The sequence below is a fragment of the Fictibacillus sp. WQ 8-8 genome (assembly GCF_024494405.1).
Classification (GTDB): domain Bacteria; phylum Bacillota; class Bacilli; order Bacillales; family Fictibacillaceae; genus Fictibacillus_C; species Fictibacillus_C marinisediminis.
The window spans coordinates 1-18,388 of sequence record NZ_JAMXKG010000007.1 but is presented as its reverse complement, the minus strand read 5'-3'; the positions used below and the strand labels follow the sequence as shown (position 1 = coordinate 18,388).

General features: G+C 41.9%; 20 protein-coding genes, 1 tRNA gene and 1 pseudogene. 6 read left to right on the top strand and 16 right to left on the bottom strand.

Annotation, left to right across the window (positions count from 1 at the left end; all coding sequences use genetic code 11):
- Positions 1-8: 8 nt before the first annotated feature.
- Complete coding sequence (selB, locus tag M1K46_RS16170) at positions 9-1,907, bottom strand: selenocysteine-specific translation elongation factor (protein ID WP_256226813.1); 1,899 nt, start codon at positions 1,905-1,907, stop codon at positions 9-11.
- A 135-nt stretch (positions 1,908-2,042) separates the two neighbouring features.
- Between selB and M1K46_RS16165 the strand changes: the two genes are divergently transcribed.
- Complete coding sequence (locus M1K46_RS16165; RefSeq protein WP_256226812.1) at positions 2,043-2,261, top strand: helix-turn-helix domain-containing protein; 219 nt, start codon at positions 2,043-2,045, stop codon at positions 2,259-2,261.
- Between the two features lie 259 nt (positions 2,262-2,520).
- Positions 2,521-2,617: transfer RNA gene (locus M1K46_RS16160), tRNA-Sec, on the top strand.
- Between the two features lie 60 nt (positions 2,618-2,677).
- Here M1K46_RS16160 and M1K46_RS16155 read toward each other — a convergent pair.
- Positions 2,678-3,208, bottom strand: coding sequence for a type 1 glutamine amidotransferase domain-containing protein (locus M1K46_RS16155; protein ID WP_062231982.1), 531 nt, complete (start codon positions 3,206-3,208; stop codon positions 2,678-2,680).
- Between the two features lie 485 nt (positions 3,209-3,693).
- Here M1K46_RS16155 and M1K46_RS16150 point away from each other — a divergent pair, with 485 nt between their 5' ends.
- Entirely contained in the window at positions 3,694-4,119 is a 426-nt protein-coding gene (locus M1K46_RS16150; RefSeq protein ID WP_053354383.1) for a DUF2621 domain-containing protein, read from the top strand.
- A gap of 34 nt (positions 4,120-4,153) precedes the next feature.
- Here the strand turns inward: M1K46_RS16150 and M1K46_RS16145 are convergent, their stop codons facing one another.
- The 11 genes and pseudogenes from M1K46_RS16145 to yneA all read right to left on the bottom strand — a co-directional run bounded on the left by M1K46_RS16145 (position 4,154) and on the right by yneA (position 10,925).
- Positions 4,154-4,612, bottom strand: coding sequence for a CcdC family protein (locus tag M1K46_RS16145; protein ID WP_091005558.1), 459 nt, complete (start codon positions 4,610-4,612; stop codon positions 4,154-4,156).
- Between the two features lie 91 nt (positions 4,613-4,703).
- A complete protein-coding gene (locus tag M1K46_RS16140; RefSeq protein WP_256226811.1) occupies positions 4,704-5,414 on the bottom strand; it encodes a cytochrome c biogenesis protein CcdA in 711 nt (236 codons plus the stop codon).
- A gap of 89 nt (positions 5,415-5,503) precedes the next feature.
- Positions 5,504-5,707: pseudogene (locus M1K46_RS16135) on the bottom strand (hypothetical protein); the annotation flags it as partial.
- Between the two features lie 7 nt (positions 5,708-5,714).
- Complete coding sequence (locus tag M1K46_RS16130) at positions 5,715-5,939, bottom strand: hypothetical protein (RefSeq protein WP_256226809.1); 225 nt, start codon at positions 5,937-5,939, stop codon at positions 5,715-5,717.
- 319 nt (positions 5,940-6,258) lie between these two features.
- The gene (locus tag M1K46_RS16125; RefSeq protein ID WP_053354387.1) at positions 6,259-6,471 is read right to left on the bottom strand and encodes a YneF family protein; all 213 of its coding nucleotides are present in this window, start codon (positions 6,469-6,471) and stop codon (positions 6,259-6,261) included.
- A gap of 80 nt (positions 6,472-6,551) precedes the next feature.
- Positions 6,552-6,992, bottom strand: a complete 441-nt coding sequence (gene sirA, locus M1K46_RS16120; RefSeq protein WP_256226807.1) for a sporulation inhibitor of replication protein SirA — start codon at positions 6,990-6,992, stop codon at positions 6,552-6,554.
- A 137-nt stretch (positions 6,993-7,129) separates the two neighbouring features.
- Positions 7,130-9,127, bottom strand: coding sequence for a transketolase (gene tkt / locus M1K46_RS16115; protein WP_256226806.1), 1,998 nt, complete (start codon positions 9,125-9,127; stop codon positions 7,130-7,132).
- A 180-nt stretch (positions 9,128-9,307) separates the two neighbouring features.
- Complete coding sequence (locus M1K46_RS16110; protein WP_053354390.1) at positions 9,308-9,592, bottom strand: iron-sulfur cluster biosynthesis family protein; 285 nt, start codon at positions 9,590-9,592, stop codon at positions 9,308-9,310.
- Positions 9,593-9,698: 106 nt separating this feature from the next.
- Positions 9,699-9,938, bottom strand: a complete 240-nt coding sequence (locus tag M1K46_RS16105) for a DUF896 domain-containing protein (protein ID WP_256226804.1) — start codon at positions 9,936-9,938, stop codon at positions 9,699-9,701.
- A 44-nt stretch (positions 9,939-9,982) separates the two neighbouring features.
- The gene (locus M1K46_RS16100; RefSeq protein ID WP_062231971.1) at positions 9,983-10,639 is read right to left on the bottom strand and encodes a YneB family resolvase-like protein; all 657 of its coding nucleotides are present in this window, start codon (positions 10,637-10,639) and stop codon (positions 9,983-9,985) included.
- 7 nt (positions 10,640-10,646) lie between these two features.
- Positions 10,647-10,925 (bottom strand): cell division suppressor protein YneA, encoded by a 279-nt coding sequence (gene yneA / locus M1K46_RS16095; protein WP_053354393.1) that lies wholly within the window; start codon positions 10,923-10,925, stop codon positions 10,647-10,649.
- A 155-nt stretch (positions 10,926-11,080) separates the two neighbouring features.
- On the opposite strand from yneA, the gene lexA reads away from it, so the two are divergent.
- Positions 11,081-11,701, top strand: coding sequence for a transcriptional repressor LexA (gene lexA, locus M1K46_RS16090; protein WP_062231969.1), 621 nt, complete (start codon positions 11,081-11,083; stop codon positions 11,699-11,701).
- 65 nt (positions 11,702-11,766) lie between these two features.
- Here lexA and cysI read toward each other — a convergent pair whose 3' ends face one another.
- Together cysI and M1K46_RS16080 are read right to left on the bottom strand one after the other, a co-directional pair.
- Entirely contained in the window at positions 11,767-13,485 is a 1,719-nt protein-coding gene (gene cysI, locus M1K46_RS16085) for an assimilatory sulfite reductase (NADPH) hemoprotein subunit (RefSeq protein WP_256226801.1), read from the bottom strand.
- A 26-nt stretch (positions 13,486-13,511) separates the two neighbouring features.
- On the bottom strand, positions 13,512-15,326 hold the full coding sequence (locus tag M1K46_RS16080; protein WP_256226793.1) for an assimilatory sulfite reductase (NADPH) flavoprotein subunit: 1,815 nt from the start codon (positions 15,324-15,326) through the stop codon (positions 13,512-13,514).
- 226 nt (positions 15,327-15,552) lie between these two features.
- Here M1K46_RS16080 and M1K46_RS16075 point away from each other — a divergent pair, with 226 nt between their 5' ends.
- Both M1K46_RS16075 and M1K46_RS16070 read left to right on the top strand, forming a co-directional pair.
- Positions 15,553-16,446, top strand: a complete 894-nt coding sequence (locus tag M1K46_RS16075) for a LysR family transcriptional regulator (protein WP_256226788.1) — start codon at positions 15,553-15,555, stop codon at positions 16,444-16,446.
- Positions 16,447-16,652: 206 nt separating this feature from the next.
- Positions 16,653-17,570 (top strand): DMT family transporter, encoded by a 918-nt coding sequence (locus M1K46_RS16070; protein WP_256226787.1) that lies wholly within the window; start codon positions 16,653-16,655, stop codon positions 17,568-17,570.
- A 390-nt stretch (positions 17,571-17,960) separates the two neighbouring features.
- Here the strand turns inward: M1K46_RS16070 and M1K46_RS16065 are convergent, their stop codons facing one another.
- Entirely contained in the window at positions 17,961-18,164 is a 204-nt protein-coding gene (locus tag M1K46_RS16065; RefSeq protein ID WP_256226786.1) for a hypothetical protein, read from the bottom strand.
- Positions 18,165-18,388: the final 224 nt, after the last annotated feature.

Sequence of the window (18,388 nt, the reverse complement as noted above, 5' to 3'; positions counted from 1 at the left end):
AGTTTTTTTCATGCCTTATTCCATCTTCTATGATCACCTGCACGTTCTGTATATCCCAGCTGATCCAGTAATTCAAGAAACGGAATAAGAAATTTCCTGGATACCTTCAATGCCGTTTTTGCTTCCTGTATGGAAAAGGACGGTGCACAGTTCTCCTTTAATGTCTTCATATGCAAATTCAGGGCTTTGCTGTGGATCAGCCTGTCTCCCCCTGCTTGCACAGCCTGGCCTGTGCGTCGCAAATAGGATAAGATGTCCAGTCGCATTCCTTTCGGCAGTCCAGCCTGTTCGTAAAGCTGATCAAAAGGATCTGACTCAATTCCCTGCTGAAACAGCCTTTGCTCCAACTGTTGGTAACGCACTTTCCATTGATTTGGAATCTCCGGCTGAAAATTGCTTTTTGCGATCAGATTCTGATTTTGCCGCAATGCAGCTTCATGGAGCAGTTCTTTTAAAACATATTCAATCAGCAAGGCAGGATATCCTTTGAGCCGCTGTAGAAGTTCGGCTTTATCCAACCCTTCCCGCAAAGGATATAGCTGATGAAAGCGAGCTGCTTCTTCTACGATCCTGTTTTTTATCTCCGAAACGCTCTCTGAAAGTGCATATTGTTCTGAAGAAACCTCAACGATGTGCTTTTCTGCCAGTAAACGCTGTAGATGGCCAGACAGAACGGCAGGGATGCCCGTCAATTTTGCCATCTCATCCACGTGCAGCAAATGATGTGATTGCAGGTGACGGATGATCCATTCTTCTGGAGCACCCTCTTTTTTCTCCTTCAGGAATGCAACAGTCTCCTCTCCAAACCGGTATTTTCCACCATTTGGATCGATCACTTCTCCGCCGCCGATCGTTTGTTCAGGAGAAGGACGCCTCAAAATGAACCGGTCACCCCGCTTGGCTATGACCGGGTGGACTAACCGAACCTGACAATAAGCAGCTCCCGCTTTTTCAGTAGATTCGTTTCTGTCAAAGAATACGATCTTACCCATGATTTCTGTAGTTCCTATGTAAAATTTGATGAGCTGGCGCTGCTTGATCTTCTTATGATTCTTGGTTAACAGCAGCATGATGTCCAATGTATCCGTAACTTGATACTCTCCTGGAGAAAAAAGAACATGCCCTCTTTTAACATCCTCATGCTTGATCCCCGCGACATTCAGGGCGGCCCTTTGTCCCGCCAGGGCATAATCCACTTGTCTGTTGTGTATCTGCAGCTGCCTTACTTTTACTATATCTCCGCCCGGCTCCATTTGCAGTGTGTCACCGACAGAGGCGGAACCTTCTAAAATCGTTCCTCTTACAACCGTTCCTTGTCCTGCTACAGTAAACGAATGGTCGATCGGCAGCCGAAATGGACCGCAGACATTTTTAGCGGTTACGTTTTCCGCCATGCCGAGGAGTTCCAACTTCAGTTCTTCCAACCCTGTTCCTGAAAAGCTGTCGACAAAATGAACAGAATGGTTAAGGAACGAGAAGCTCTTCATCATCTCTTCGATCTCTTCGAGGAGCAATGACTTCCATTCTTCATTAACCTTATCTGCCTTGGAAACTGCACAAACTAGATTCGTGATTCCCAGAAATTGAAGAATTTCAAGATGCTCAACGGTTTGCGGCATAATTCCTTCATCTGCTGCAATCACAAGGATGACCATATCAATTCCTGCTGAGCCAGCAATCATCTGGCGGATGAACCGTTCATGCCCAGGAACATCAATGATAACTGATTGGATTCCATCACCGAGGTGAAAATGAGCGATCCCGGGTTCAATTGTAATGCCTCGCTCTTTTTCCTCTTTTAACGTATCAGTATCCACGCCGCTCAACGCCTTCGTCAGTGCTGTTTTCCCATGGTCAATATGGCCGGCAATTCCAATCGTAATATGCTGTGCTCCGATCGCAGACACCTCCCTGTATTTTCTCTTTTCTTATCATATCGTACCATTTTATTTGCAGACAGGCTTCTGCGGTGAAGCTTTATTCGGGTGAAACTATCTATTCCATTGCCATTGTGTTATACTATTTAAAAGTGAGGTGGCGTTTTGAACGTTTATAAACCTAAAAAAAGCAATCTTAAATCTTTAATTGCTGATAAGAACATGAAGATCCAAGCTCTTTCAAAAAAAACCAATATCTCTGTTGACCAGTTAAACGATTACCAGTCTAAAAAAGTAATGAGTCTAAGCAATGCTATGACCATCGCAAAAGAATTAGATTGTCAGATTGAAGAACTTTATGACTGGAAGGTAGTAAAAGAGTGAAACTTTCACTCTTTTTTTCCTTTTTGTTTGTTACTTAGGGCTGAAGCAATACTTTATTACGAATTAGGGAGAGAACCAACCTGAAAAATAATCTGTTTGCCGCCGGTGAATCCGTAAAAATTAAAGCTACCGATGAAATGGTCACTGTTTTACGATGCAAGTTTATTAAGAACATGAAACGCTATTCTTACATTGTGAAAGAAAATCCTTCAACATTCTACTTTGAGGAAGAACTTGTTAAGAAATAACTTCCTTCCACGGGGCCAGAAGTGCAGCTGGTGCTCGCCTGGGTCTTCAACACCTCTTGGGAGGCGCGTGCCGTCTCCGGTGGGTTCGATTCCCACATGGTCCCGCCATTGAAAATGAATGAACCAAATATAAAAGAAGACGGCAGATGCCGCCTTCTTTTTTTATTGTTAGTTATACTCACCGGCCAGTACATCAGCAAATGCTTTCACATATGGCGGCAGGTCTGGCGGACGGCGGCTTGAGACCAGGTGGCCATCAACGACTACTGCCTCATCCAGCCACACTGCTCCGGCATTCTCCATATCATCCTTTATCCCGGGTGTGCTCGTTACATTTTTACCCTGAAGCATTTTTGCAGAGATCAGGACCCATCCGGCATGGCAAATTTGACCGATTGGCTTTTTATGAGTTTCCATATGCTGAACGATTTCTATAACCTTTGAAAAACGTCTCAGTTTGTCGGGTGCCCACCCGCCTGGAACGAGTAAAGCATCATAGTCTGAGGGATCAATCTCGTCAAATGAATAATCCGATTCCGCAGGTACTCCGTATTTTCCTTTATAGGTTTCTCCCGCTTTCTCCCCGGCAAGATCGACTTGAGCTCCTTCTTCCCGCAAACGCAGAATAGGATACCATAATTCCAGATCTTCAAACTCATGATGTACAAGACTCAATACCTTTTTGTCCGCTAACCGCATGTACGGCACCTCCAAAATAATAGATTACTCTCTGTCCGATAATGTAACGTGATTTTTAAGGTGAAGTCAAGCCATCCCGCTTGCTGCCATGATCATTATTTCCCAGCATCCATAAACGGTAGGGAGGTATACTTCTTTTTCCAGCAGGTTATCCAAGCGTTTATGCACATATGAATATTTATGCAGGCTTAGTTATCCCAGGTTTATCCACAATTTAAATTATTTACAGTTATCCACAACAAGACCTGTTATAGTGTTAATAACTTTCTGTACCAATGAATAAACTGTTATAGTTCCATTTTCGAACTGTTATAATCCTGTGGAGGATGTCATTTTTTGTCGTATAAATTATTTCCCGTAATCGATCTTTCCCTCCCCTCTTCACACACTTCCAGATGTTTATTGATTTCGTCCTGTTTCTCAAGATATAATTGTTAGAGAATACATTATAAGGTTGAAGAAACCTATTGATCGGGGTGGACAGCATGTCTGCAGGTTTTTTTCTATTCATTGCAGCCTGGACAATATTTTTAATCTCAATGTTTGCGATCGGCGGTTATTTTATGTTTCGAAAGTTTTTGAAACGGCTTCCGAAAGAAGACGGAAAATCAATCTTGGACTGGCAGGATTACTATATCCAGGAGACGATCCATTTATGGACTCCGCCGCAAAAGGCCTTTTTGGAGGAACTCGTCACACCTGTTCCCGAACTTTTCCGTGATGTTGCCCGTGAAAAGATTGCAGGAAAAATCGGCGAACTTGCCATACAGGAAAAAGCATCTGTGATGACGCAGGATCTTATAGTACGGGGATACATTATCGCTACACCGAAAAGAGATCATAAATGGCTTATCAAAAAGTTAAACGAAAAGCACATTGACCTCTCTCCCTATAAGAGCCTTTTAGGATAAAAAAACTCGATCACCATTTGGTGATCGAGTTTTTTTATGATTTCAGCACTTTTTGATATCCGAAATACATCGCCACTCTCCAGGGGAGAATCATCCCAAACGCCACGATAAAAAACAGACCGCTCGTTTCTGTATAGGAGATCTGATGGCCAAGGTACGTCTTCATCGCCATTCGTATGAGGAAAAGAGCAATCAAAATCGCCACAAAAGCTTTTGAGCGGATAAGATAGACCTCCCCTCCCCTCTTTTCAAACTTGCTTGTTTTTATAAGAAATATGGAAAAGAGACAGCCCACCAGGAACGCCTCCCCTGCCTCCCACCAGGTAACTCGGAACTCAGGAAATGCAAACATGAGAAACCCGGTGGACATGAAAAAAGGAGGAAGTATAATCTTTTTAAGTGAGGCAGGTTTTTTCGTAGCCTTCAAACGTACAAAAATAACGGTGACAGCCATGACGGCTGCCAGTATACTGCTTGCAATAAAAAACAAAATCTTTTCCTTCTTTCTTATTCAGATGGCTCAAAAAATTGTTGTTGTTTTTAAAATAAGATCGTTGCTGCTTTCTTTCCAGGAGTGATCCTTCTTAAAATCCTTGAAAGCCGCCAAAAACGCGATTTACGAGAAACGAAGTGAACTTGGTCATCCAGTCAAAGTATAACATGACCCCCATAGCGACCATAAGAAAACCGCCAGATTTCATTATTTGAACATTATATCTCTTTATGCTGCTTAGTTTATCCAAAAAGAAACTTAAAAAGAAAAAAGGAACCGCAAAACCAAGAACATAAAAAGCCATATACAGCATGCCCGCTCCTGGATTGGACACAGCCAGAGCGATCACTGCACCTAGAATCGGGCCTGTACAAGGTGTCCATCCTGCAGCAAAACCGATTCCAATCAAGATGGAGCCCATGTATCCCGCAGGCCTGTTTCTGAAAGCCAGCTTTCTGTCCTTCATTAAAAACGCCGGCTTCAATAAGCCTAAAATGATCAAGCCAAAGATGACAATGATAATCGCTCCGAACTGGCGAAGAAAATCTTTGTATTCAACAAAGATATTGCCGATGAATGAAGACGATAACCCCAGGACGATAAAAACGATCGAAAAACCGAGCAAAAAATAAGCCGTATGCAGCATGGCTTGTTTTCTTTTCATTCCCTTTTCTTCTTTGATCTCCCTGACTGAAATTCCTGTGATATAAGAAAGGAAAGCCGGATAAAGCGGCAGGCAGCACGGGGAGATAAAAGACAGTAAACCAGCTCCAAAAGCCAGCCATATATTCAAGTCTGCCATCAAGTCTACTCCTCTTTATGTAATACTTTTAGTTTATAGATTTAAGACCGCTAGTTCAATGAAAATGAAGAAAAATTCCTCAGGGAGGATCATCTGGCATCATAGAAGAGCTTTCCTTTTAGCTGAAGGGAATACATTTTGTGATATAAGCCTCGTGCTTCCACCAGTTCTTGATGAGTTCCTCTTACCACAATCTCTCCCTGATGAAGAACAAGAATCAGATCAGCATCTTGAATAGTGGACAGACGGTGAGCGATTGCGATCGTCGTTCTACCTGCCCTCATTTTCTTTAATATATAACTAAGATATATTCTCCGACAACTCTTCCTCTAAATCCACTTTAACAGCAAATATTTCAGCTGCAGCTGAATCATTTCCTGGAGCATGAATTACCATCTCAACCTTGTACAGATTCTCATTGTCAGTTAAGTATTCTCCCTGCGATGGGACAGTTTGAAATTCGTAATATCCAGCATCTCCATGGTCTTCGCCTTTAGAGTATAAATGCAAATAAATTTTTATCATAGAGTTCCCCCATCCTTAACTAACTCACTTTTCTCCCTGTAAAGTAAAACCTATACGTCTAGCCGACTCGGCTCTATATCTACTCCATTCGATAAAAGGAATTAATTTCCTTTAACTGAAAGAAAATCAACTTCCTTTTTCAATTGCTAGTAATACTCCTCCATTAATCTTCTAATTTCATTAAAAAAACCACCCTTCTGCTGAATCTTACGCAGAAAAAGTGGTAGTTGTCGTGATATAAGAAAAATTAACCAATGACTTAAGGAATGATCAACTGATTAATCTTAATTGATGAAAAAAGCCTGCTGGTACGGGCCTTTTACTTCATCTGGTTGTTCATTGCTTTCATCATCTGATTGATTTTCTTTTGGGACGGCTTCTGACCCATTTGCATCATCATCACACGCAGCATGTTTTCATTGATTGGTGGATTCTTTTGTAGGTAATTCATCATGTATTTGCGGGCAATGAAAAATCCAATTGCTACTCCTGCAAGAAGCGCTAAAATGCCCACAAGGATATAATAAAACATAGTAAAACTTCCTCCTTCGTGTTGTCTAGCACTAGTTTACTATAAAAAGACAATCAGTTACAAGATACACGCCAAAATATTTATGACCCATAGCCTGACCTAGCCTTTAACGGATTCAACCAGCCATAGCGGTAATACTTAAAATCCATCGCAAAAAAACAGCGTTCAAACTTTCGTATGTTTTCAAAAATGGCTGTTTCCGCCTCAAAACTGCCTACGCTTTGAAGAAGCATATAACGTTCTGAAAAACTGAGCCGCGCAGAGCTTTTTTCACACTCCAGAAGGAAAGAGTGGACTTCCGCCTGAAATCCTTTTGATGAGAGCAGCATCTGTTTTATAAACGATTGAAGAGGGTTCAGCTGAAGCGGAGAGGTGATGTAAAGGATTTGTTTCATCAATACTTCTTTTTGCTGAGTAAAGGTTTTGTATTCTTCCAAAAACAGCTGAAAGAGTTTGATTTCTTTCCCAAAATACTCTTCGGCGACATCTTCCTTTATCTTATAGATCAAATACTCTCTCAAAACCGCCACCTCTCTCCCTTTTTTACAATTAGTATAATGGATTCTTTACAAAATACTTGTCTTATGCTGTAGCATGAGGCCACTTCTTTTGTCGAAAAAGAAACCCCGGAGAAAATATTCTCCGGGGTTTATACAGCTTATTTATTCAATAAAGCTTTTAATTTATTGGATACATTTTCGACTGTAAAGCCGTATTCAGCAATGATTTTTTCTCCAGGTGCTGAAGCGCCAAATTTGTCAATCGCAATTGTGTCGCCATCCAAACCAACATATTTGTGAAGGCCTTGAGATGCCGCCATTTCAATACCGAGTCTTGTTCTTACCGATGAAGGAAGAACGCTCTCTTTGTATTCTGCAGATTGCTTTTCAAAACGATCCCATGAAGGCATAGAAACAACAGAAACTTGGATTCCCTCTTGTTTTAATTGTTTCTGTGCTTCGATCGCCAAGCTGACTTCAGAACCAGAAGCGAGCAGCAACCCTTGAGGTGTACCTTCAGCTTCAGAAATAACATATGCACCTTTTTTGACATTCTCATATGCACTTTCTTTTGTCCCTTCTAGAATCGGAAGGTTTTGTCTTGTTAATACTAGTGCAGTTGGCTGATCTACACTTTCAAGAGCCAGCTTCCACGCAGCAACAGACTCATATGCATCTGCTGGCCGGATGACAGAAAGCCCAGGCATCGCACGGAGTGACGCAAGCTGTTCTACCGGCTCATGGGTAGGGCCGTCTTCACCAACTGCTACACTGTCATGGGTAAACACATAGGTTACCGGAAGCTTCATGATGGAAGCCAGACGGATTGCCGGGCGCAAGTAGTCTGAGAATACGAAGAACGTTGCACCGAATACTTTCAGTCCGCCATGAAGCGCCATTCCGTTAACAGCTGCACCCATCGCAAATTCCCTTACTCCAAACCAGATGTTGCGGCCGCTGTAATTTTCACGGCTGAAGTTTGTTTCTCCAGTAAGCATCGTGTTGTTTGATCCTGCAAGGTCAGCAGATCCTCCAAACAACCATGGAATATTTTTTGCAAAAGCATTCAATGCTTTTCCTGAAGAAGCCCTTGTCGCAACAGCTTTATCAAATTCAGGAAGATTCGCATCAAAGTTTTCTGGTAATTTGTTATCGATCGCTGTTTTCAATTGAGCTGCAGCTTCACTGTGCTCTTTTTCATAGCGTGCAAATAACTCATTCCATTCCTGTTCTTTCTTTTTGCTATCTTCTTTCAATGAAGCAAAGTGATCACTTACTTCATCAGGTACGAAGAAGTCTTCTTCAAACACCCAGTTGTATGCTTCTTTTGTCAGTTTTACTTCATCTGATCCAAGAGGAGCACCATGAGAAGCAGATTTACCGGACTTGTTAGGAGAACCGTATCCGATTACTGTTTTCACTTCGATTAACGTCGGATGTGAAGTATCCTTTTTTGCTTCGGCGATCGCATTTTCGATCTCTTCAAGGTTTGTTCCGTCTTCTACACGAAGTACTTGCCATCCATATGCTTTAAAGCGGTCTTCTACACTCTCAGAAAACGAAAGATGAAGATCTCCATCAAGAGAGATATCATTTGAATCATAAAGAACAACAAGTTTTCCGAGTCCAAGATGACCTGCTAAAGATGCAGCTTCAGCTGATACGCCTTCCATCAAATCTCCGTCTCCACAGATAGAGTACGTATGGTGGTCAACAACTTCAAAGCCGTCTTTGTTGTAAGTTGCAGCAAGATGGCGTTCTGCCATTGCCATACCTACAGCCATCGCGATCCCTTGTCCAAGCGGTCCTGTTGTAGCATCTACACCAGCCGTATGTTTGTACTCAGGATGTCCTGGCGTTTTGCTTCCCCATTGGCGGAATTGTTTTAAGTCTTCCATGGACAAGTCATAGCCTGAAAGGTGAAGCAGGCTGTAAAGCAGCATGGAGCCATGCCCTGCAGATAACACAAAACGGTCACGGTTAAACCATTCAGGATTTTCCGGGTTGTGATTCATGAATTTCGTCCAAAGACTGTAAGCCATCGGTGCAGCACCCATTGGCATACCAGGGTGTCCAGATTTGGCTTTCTCAATGCTATCTATAGCCAAGGTACGGATAGTGTTGATTGATAATTGGTCAATTGAAGCAGTAGACATTATTTAATCATCCCTTCATCTACATATGTAAAAGATTTCTCGATACCATCATAAACATATTGGACATTTTATACAAGCACAATGCCCACCAATAGTGTCCCATAAAATCTTTCTTTGATACAAATAAAAAAACCTGCATTATAACTTTATAACTTTTTGTTATAATACAGGTTCCTTTATTTAGTTTAACGCAGGGAACTCACAATAAAAGATATCTTCCCCTTCGTCATAGTCCAGTTTCATATCATCTACGAGCCAGCGGTCATCCGGTTTAATACAAAATTTCAATCCGCTTATTTCCTGAATATCATCACCGTCTGCCGGCTGAGCTGGGATGACGCCTAATGAGTATCCGCCGTTGCTTGCACTGCCGGCATATCGCGCATATAACCGGAGTGCCTCACCTTCATTAAGATCGATCTCACTATACAGTCTGACCACAGAATCCGTTATTGAAAAGGCCAAGGTGTTCTCCCCTTTCACAGTTGTTATATAACAGTATATACGAAATTCTGAATTTTGCAACAACAAAAAAGCCTGATTTCTTTGTACTGAAATCAGGACTTTTTCCTTAATGCTTCATATTGTTCTGGCTTTTTTTACTTTCTTTTAGCTTATCCGGTGTTACATCATTGCCTTCAGGGTCAATGAACTTCAATGAATGCAATCTATTTTGAAAAGAAGTTCTGACGTTTTTCAGATACTCCTCCCTTAATTGCTTTTGTTCTTTGGCTTCTTCTGTTGACAAACCTTCTTGTTTAGATTTTTTGGCAAGAAAATTTATCCGTTCCAGTTTATCTGGTGTAAGCATGGAACACCTCTCCTTTTTCTTCGATATCCCTATCGTAACGAATATTAAGTAGAGTTTCCAGTCGGAGCACTTTCTAAATACTCCTTATACCTGCGGTGAACTGTCGCTTTTGATGCTTCATATCCAAAACCCCTTAGCGTAACGGCAATTTCTGCAAACGTAAGATCCATTCCTCTAAGCCGGATGATTTCATCAACCGGAAGCACCTTCCGGTCTCTTCCTCCATGATGGATGTTCTTTAAATTCTTTTGTGGTTTATAGCCTTTTTGAACAGCCTTCCTCATTCCTCTTTTTATCTTTAAGTTATGTAGCTTGCGCTGATATTCCTCTACAACGGCAACGATTTCAAGCACCATAGACTCCGCTTCGGAAAGATGGTATTCCCCTTGGCTGCTGTAGGTATAAACTTTAATGCTCCTCTTCTGTAGTTCGTGAAGAAGAACGATCTTGGCGTTCCCCCTGCCTAAGCGGGTATCATCCGTTACAAGAAGAACATCAAATTCTTCGTTTTGGGCCCGCTCGATTACCTCAAACAAACCATCCCGTTCCAGGCTGTATCCGCTTTCTCTATCTTTTATAACAGAGACAATGCCGAACCCATGGCTCACTGCCAGCTGTCTCAATTCATCTTCCTGCCGGGATAAAGAGGATGTCTGCTCTTCCTTTTCGGTGCTTACTCTGCAATAAATGATCGATCTCAATTGTGCCTCACCTGTCTTCTTCTGCCTTGATCGGTATCGTTAATTTCTGTCCTGGGGTAATGGTTCCTGCCTGTATTCCGTTATTCTTTTCAACCCAGTTGACAAATTCCCAATTTGAACCTTTGTCCTTCGTATATTCTTCGGCGATCTCCCAAAGTGAATCACCTTTATTAACGGTAATCTCCATATATTCTCTGGATCCTTCTGCGTGAGACTGATAAGCGAACATAATAAAACCTGCTGCAACAATAGATAATAGCATAAATACCGGTGAAAATCCCTTCATCGTATATCTCCCCTTTGCGAATATGTGTTCTTATTAATTTTCATTATAATAGGAACACCTGTTCTTTACAAGGGTTTTCTTCGAACTTATGTTTGTATATCTTGTTCCTGCATGCTATACTTTTTTCAAGAGTATTCAGTGAATGAGGTGTAATCATGACAAAATTATCCAGAAGACAAATCGATATCCTGGATTTTATTAAGGAAGAAGTAAACGCGAAAGGCTATCCACCATCAGTCAGGGAAATCGGTGAAGCAGTTGGACTGGCTTCAAGCTCAACCGTACACGGCCATTTATCCAGGCTTGAGAAAAAGGGACTGATCAGGCGTGATCCTACCAAACCCAGGGCCATTGAAGTGCTCGGCCTCGAATCAGATCAGATCATAAACAGAACGCGATCAGTTAATGTACCGATCATCGGTAAAGTTACCGCGGGTTCACCGATTACAGCAATCGAAAACGTTGATGAATATTTTTCATTGCCAGAACACGTTGTAGGAGACGATAATGTTTTTATGTTAACTGTAGAAGGAGACAGTATGATAGAAGCTGGCATCTACGACAGGGACCTCGTGGTCGTCAAGCAGCAGCCAACAGCTGAAAACGGTGACATCATTGTGGCCATGACAGAAGAAAATGAAGCGACTGTAAAACGCTTTTTTAAAGAAAAAGACCACATTCGCCTGCAGCCGGAAAACGCCGCTTTATCTCCAATTTTGCTGCAAAACGTGACCATCCTTGGTAAAGTAATCGGTGTATATCGAACACTTCAATAAAGAAAAGCAAAAAACAGCGACCCCGCAAACATGGCTGGGTCGCTGTTTTAGTTATAAGGATAATATTAATTATGAAAGTTTGTACCGTCCGTCGTTGCTTCCATAATGCCCGCACGAATCACAAAGTCTCCAAAGTGCTCGCCTTCTTCGCGTTCTTTCGCAAATCTAGGGAACAGCATCTTCAATTCTTTTAAAATCTCTTCCTCCCCTATGTTTTCACGATACATTTTGCTCAATCGGCTGCCGTCAAACGCTGCACCCAAATACATGTTATATTTTCCTGGGGCTTTACCGATAAACCCAATTTCACCTAGCGCATGGCGGGCACATCCATTGGGGCAACCCGTCATCCGAACGGTAATCTCTTCGTTTCTCAAGCCGTTTTCTTCAGCTATGTTATCGATCTTGTTCATTAGCACCGGAAGATAGCGTTCTGCCTCCGCCATGGCTAGACCGCAAGTAGGAAGGGCCACACAAGCCATGGAATTGCGCCGGATCGCAGAAACTTTTTGGCTGTCGAGCATTCCATACTGTTCCAACAACTCTGTAATCTCTTGTTTCTTCTCTCTCGTAATATTGGCAATTATAAGGTTCTGGTTGGCGGTCAAACGGAATTCCCCTGTATGGACCTTTGCGATTTCCCTTAAACCGGTCATCAGCTTGTAGTTCTCAAGATCCGCGATACGGCCGCCTTCAACAAACAGAGTAAAATGCCAATTCTCCTGCACACCCTGTACCCAGCCATACCGGTCTCCATTATCTTCAAAAGAAAAGTCTTTCGCTTCATCCAGACTCCAGCCTAAACGGTTTTCCAGCTCTTCTTTAACGGTTTGAAGACCTAACCGGTCGACTGTATATTTAAAGCGGGCGTTCTTACGCTGTGAACGGTTTCCATAATCTCTCTGAATGGTAATGACTTTTTCAGCCACCTCAAGAATCTGGTCCGGTATGCAAAAACCAATCACTTTTGACAGCTGCGGATAGGTTGCTTTATCTCCATGTGACATTCCCATGCCTCCACCAATGGACACATTAAATCCAATTAGCCTCCCATCTTCTACTACGGCGATTAAACCGAGGTCCTGTGAAAAGACATCAATGTCATTGGAAGGTGGAACTGCAATGCCGATTTTAAATTTACGCGGCAAGTAAAGCGGTCCGTACATCGGTTCAACTTCTTCTGTTTCTGGAGTGCCTGCTACTTTTTCCTCATCCAGCCAAACCTCGTGGTACGCTCTCGTTCTTGGCAAGAGATAGTCACTGAGTTTTTTGGACCATTCATACACATCAGAATGAACTTCTGATTGATAAGGATTGGAGATGCACATCACATTACGGTTTACGTCACCGCAAGCTGCAATCGTATCGAGCATTGATGCATGGATCTCCTGAATGGTACTTTTCATGTTCCATTTTAAAATGCCGTGCATTTGAAACGTCTGGCGTGTGGTTAATTTTAATGTTCCATTACCATACTGGTTGCCCAGCTGATCCAAAACCAGCCATTGAGAAGGCGTCACCACTCCCCCTGGCAATCTTACGCGGAGCATGAACTGATAAGCTGGTTCAAGCTTTTGTTTCTGCCGCTCTGTACGAAGGTCTCTGTCGTCCTGCAAATAGCTGCCATGATGCTTCATGAGGCGGTTATCATCATCCGGGATACCTGCACTGATCCGGTCAAGCATCACTTCCTTCAGCGTACCCCGTAAATAATTACTCTCTTCTTTTATACGTTCCACATCACTCGGTTTGCCTTCCGGTGCTTTTAATAATGGGTTTGACATCTCTTTAAACTCCTTTCTGTTGCCGGTCAATACACGTCACGCTGATAACGTTTTTCCTGCTGCATGCGGGCCACATACTCTTCCGCTTGTTCATGGGTCATGCTGCCTTCATTTTCAATGATTCCGATCAGTGTTTGATGAACATCATGGGCCATGTTTTTCTCATCGCCGCATATATATAAAACAGCACCTTCTTCTAACCAATGGAAGAGTTCTTTACTGTGTTCAAGCAGACGATGCTGTACATATACTTTTTCCTCGGTGTCGCGGGAAAACGCCACATCCATTTTTGTCAGAACGCCATTCTCCAGCCACTTTTGCCATTCTGTCTGGTATAGGAAATCACTGACAAAATGCTGATCTCCAAAGAACATCCATGATTTCCCCTCTGCACCTGTTTCCTCACGTTCTTGCATGAACGCCCGGAATGGCGCTACTCCTGTTCCTGGTCCTACCATAATGATCGGTGTTTCTCCGTTCGCTGGCAGTTTAAAATTCTGATTGTGCTGGATGTAAACCGGAAGTGTGTGCCCTGGCTCCAGCCTTTCCGCACATAAAATGGAACAAACGCCGCTGCGGCTGCGTCCGAAGGATTCATAACGCAAAGCGCCGATGGTTAGATGAACCTCGTCCGGATTGGCATTCAGGCTCGAAGCAATCGAATACAAACGAGCTGGCATTTTACGTAAAATGTTGACAAAGTCCTGTGGTGAAACGGCCCATGGGCCAAAGTCATGAACGAGATCCAGAAGATCACGGCCTGAAAGATAACTTTTCAGCTCGCTCTCATGCCCTGCTGACAAAAGTTCATGCAGTCTTTCATTTTCAGTTAACTGTGCTGCCTGCTGAAGCAGCGGCTTTGTTAAAACTGTAATTTCAAAATTGGTGATAAGCGCCTGCTTCAGAGCTGCCACATCTCCCTGCTTGTTCACTGTTACAATTTCTTCAGGATTCCAATGTAATTCCTCAAGAAGCAAATCAACCAGTTCCGGATCATTTTCAGGGTAGATTCCAAGACTGTCGCCCGGTTCAAAAGATAGATTCGACCCTTCAAGTGAAAGTTCTAAATGGCGGGTCTCCTTTTTCGAACCGCGTCCGTTCAAATCAATATTTTCAAGGACCTCCGCATGAAATGGATTTGTCCGGGTATACGTTGCCTCTTCTGCGAGGGTTGCTGAAGCCTCTTGAAAGGCTTCACTTGCAGTCTCTCCCTGAGCCTCATTTAAACCTAATATTACTTTTGACAGCCATTCTGCTGCCGGCTCATCATAATCGAGATCGCAATCCACACGCGGAGCCAGGCGTTTACCCCCAAGCTCTTCCAGGACCTTATCAAAATCTTTGCCCGTCTGACAGAAAAACTCGTAGGAACTGTCACCTAAAGAAAGGACTGAAAAACGAAGATCTTCTAGTTTTGGAGCTCTTTTGCCATGAACAAATTCATGGAAAGAAATCGCATTATCCGGCGGATCTCCTTCTCCATGTGTACTAACAATGATCAGCAGGTTATTGAGTTTCTTTAGCTGATTCGGTTTAAAGTCACTCATGGAAGAAACCGTTACCTCAAAACCTTTCTCTTTGAGAACTTTACTGCTGTTATCCGCAAGGCCTTGAGCATTCCCGGTTTGAGATCCGTAAAGGATGGTTACTTCTTTTGAAACGGGCAAAATGGAGCCGTGCTTTACAACAGCAGCTGGTCCCACTGGTGCTGCAAGTGACTGAGAAGCCGCTAAGTAACCGGAAAGCCAAAGCTTTTGTGCTTCAGTTAACGTCGGTATCAGCTTGTTAAGGAGCTCAGCTTGCTCCTGATCGAATGGACTGTTTGTTGCCTGAAGTTGCAATGATAACACCTCACATACATAATTTTCCGTCATTTTTTACTTTAAAAGTTTCCCTCTAGGTTAAGACTAAATTATTTCTATCCATTAACTCGGTTTTAATCTTAAAAATAGTCAGAACCCTTAAAAAATTTATATCCTCTACTTTACCTCAGTACAAAACATTAGTAAAATACATATTAATTATCGTTGCCATTAAGATTACTAATAATAAAGGATGTTTTAAAAAATGTATTATGATGCATTAAAAACGTTCGTCACCCTGGCCGAGGTAAAAAATTTTACAAAAACAGCAGAACTTCTTCGGATGTCTCAGCCGAGTGTCAGTTTGCATATTAAAAATCTGGAAAAAGAGTTTCAAACCAAGCTTTTTCTCCGCTCACCCAAGTTTCTGCAAATTACGCCTACAGGTGAGATATTATATGACCGGGCAAAACTGATCCTTACGATTTACGAACAAGCCCGGCAGGAGATTGGAGAGCACCATACAACGATTAAGGGTGAGCTGAAGATTGGGGCCAGTTTTACAATCGGAGAATATATCCTCCCCTCACTTCTTTATGAGCTGCAAAATCAATACAAAGAGCTTCAGCTGCAAGTGCTGATTGGAAATACGGAAGAAATCGTTGGATCCGTGCGCAACTACAAAGTGGATGTTGGATTGATTGAAGGGCAAACAAACGAAAAGGAGCTTTCTGTCCATCCGTTTATGAGTGATGAACTCTTTATCGTTTCTTCCCCAAGCCACTACCTTGCCTCCAAGGACAAAGTGACCATAGATGATCTGCAAAATCAGCAATGGGTTTCAAGGGAAACGGGATCCGGAACACGCGATTATCTTAATCATGTCATCAGATCCAATGGTTTGAAAACAAAGTCTCTGCTGACGATCAGCTCCAATCAAGGCATTAAAGAGTCCGTCATTCATGGGCTGGGGCTGTCACTTCTTTCCGGCAGCGTGATCGAACGGGATGTACAGTACGGCAACCTGTCTATTATAAAAATCCAGAATCACTTCTTTAACCGAAAATTTTCCTACCTTTATTCGCCCATTGTCCAGGAAAACAGAAACGTCTCTGCTTTTCTTCAGGTCATCCATCAGAAATATCCCTCTTCAATTTAATAACTGCATAACAAAAGACACTGCTTTATTTTGCTGTGTCTTCTTCATGTCTCTGCAGCTGATTCAATAGTAGAACAATGAATCATGTTTCCGTCAAGGTTGTCTAATTGGAAAATAATAATTTTCATATATATTTTAATCTGCTTAATTACTAGATATATTTAACTTACTCACCTTTCACGTCAAACATTAAGGAAGGATCTACGATGAAACATCATTCAGTCCCCTTATTAAACATCGTTTTCATTGCTATTCTAGTATTGATATGGGGCCTTACCTGGCCGATTTCCAAGGTAGCACTTCATTATTGCCCTCCTGTACTCTTATCGGGTTTCCGATCACTTGGAGCCGGAATTCTATTGTTTCTTTTTGCTTTGCCACGATATAAAAAAATGGACATTAACAGAAACTGGAAGATGTACTTTTTCTCCAGTCTGTTTAATTCGGTCTTGTTCTATGGCCTGCAAACCATTGGACTGATGTTTATGCCAGCAGGATTGTTTAGTGTCATTGTTTATTTACAACCTGTGCTGATTGGTATTATTGCGTGGTTATGGATTGGAGAAACCATGACAGCTTGTAAACTTACAGGTTTGATTCTTGGTTTTGCCGGAGTGGCTACGGTCAGCCTTGGAGGATTATCTTCTCATATTTCTCTCATTGGCATACTGCTCGGGGTCTGTACAGCTTTAAGCTGGGCAATCGGTACCGTTTATATGAAATCAATCAGCACAAAAGTCGATGGGATCTGGCTGATTACCATTCAAAGTATTATCGGCGGACTGATCATGACAGGAGCAGGAAGCGGAGTGGAGAAATGGTCCAGCATTACATGGAGTTTTCCCTTTGTTCTGACCATGTTGTTTTTAGCTTTATTTTCTGTAGCCATTGCTTGGTTGATCTACTTCCATTTGCTCTCCAGAGGAAATGCAAGCATGATTGCTTCTTTTAATTTTCTCGTGCCGATCATCTCTATTTTTATTGGTATCTTATTTTTGGATGAGCCGTTCACCAACACACTTTTAATCGGATTACTCCTGATCATTGCCAGCATATATCTGGTGAATCGTAAATCAAAATTATCTGTGAGAAGAGCGAACGCTAATTTACCTACCATAAAATAAATTAATATGTATCGATTAGCCAGCTTTAGTTTTCCAATTAACAATGTAGTCCCCTGCAAATTTTGATTTTCCGTTTTCAATAGCCTGACAGGCTTTCATTCCTATAATGTCTTTAGATGTATAACCTCCGTCTTTTATAACTTTTTGTTCCAATGCCCGCATAGAAACGGCGTTTTGTGTATTTTCTTTACATAATATAACAGCTCTTAGTTGTTTTTTTAAATTAAAGGCTGATTGAGAGCAAAATAAAAAGCACCTAAAAAATTAGGTGCTAACTAACGCACCCGTTACTTGAATAAGGATTTTACTTTTCCAGTTAAATTATCTAAGAAAATTCTTAATTTAAAGGGATATGTTTCTGGTATATACAATATAAGTTTGTACTCATCCTTAGAGCTTTTTTCTTTTTTTCTTTTTATTGAGTTTTCTTTTTAACTTTGGCTTTATCCAGAAAAGAAAGCGGTCATAATCTTTTTTTTGCAAGATGACTATCCAAATAAATGCGAATAGTTCCCACAGCACTCTACAAACAAGAAATGCAAGGCTAATGTAAGCCACCCAAGATAATATAAATTCTATGGGGTCACCATTCATTACAACCCTCCTTTGTTTTTACTCGGTTCCAATATTCCCTCTTATATGTTTCTATGTTCTAAATAAACTTTTTATCTCTAGTTTTCTAAGCTCATACTTCAACTCCCTCAGTTTAATACGATTTTCTTGCGAATACTCGCTTATTCACAGGATTTCAAAACCACTGAATTTAAGCTAACGGGTAGATAGAGTAACTTTGGGATCTAAAGGCTTCGTGAAGGCAT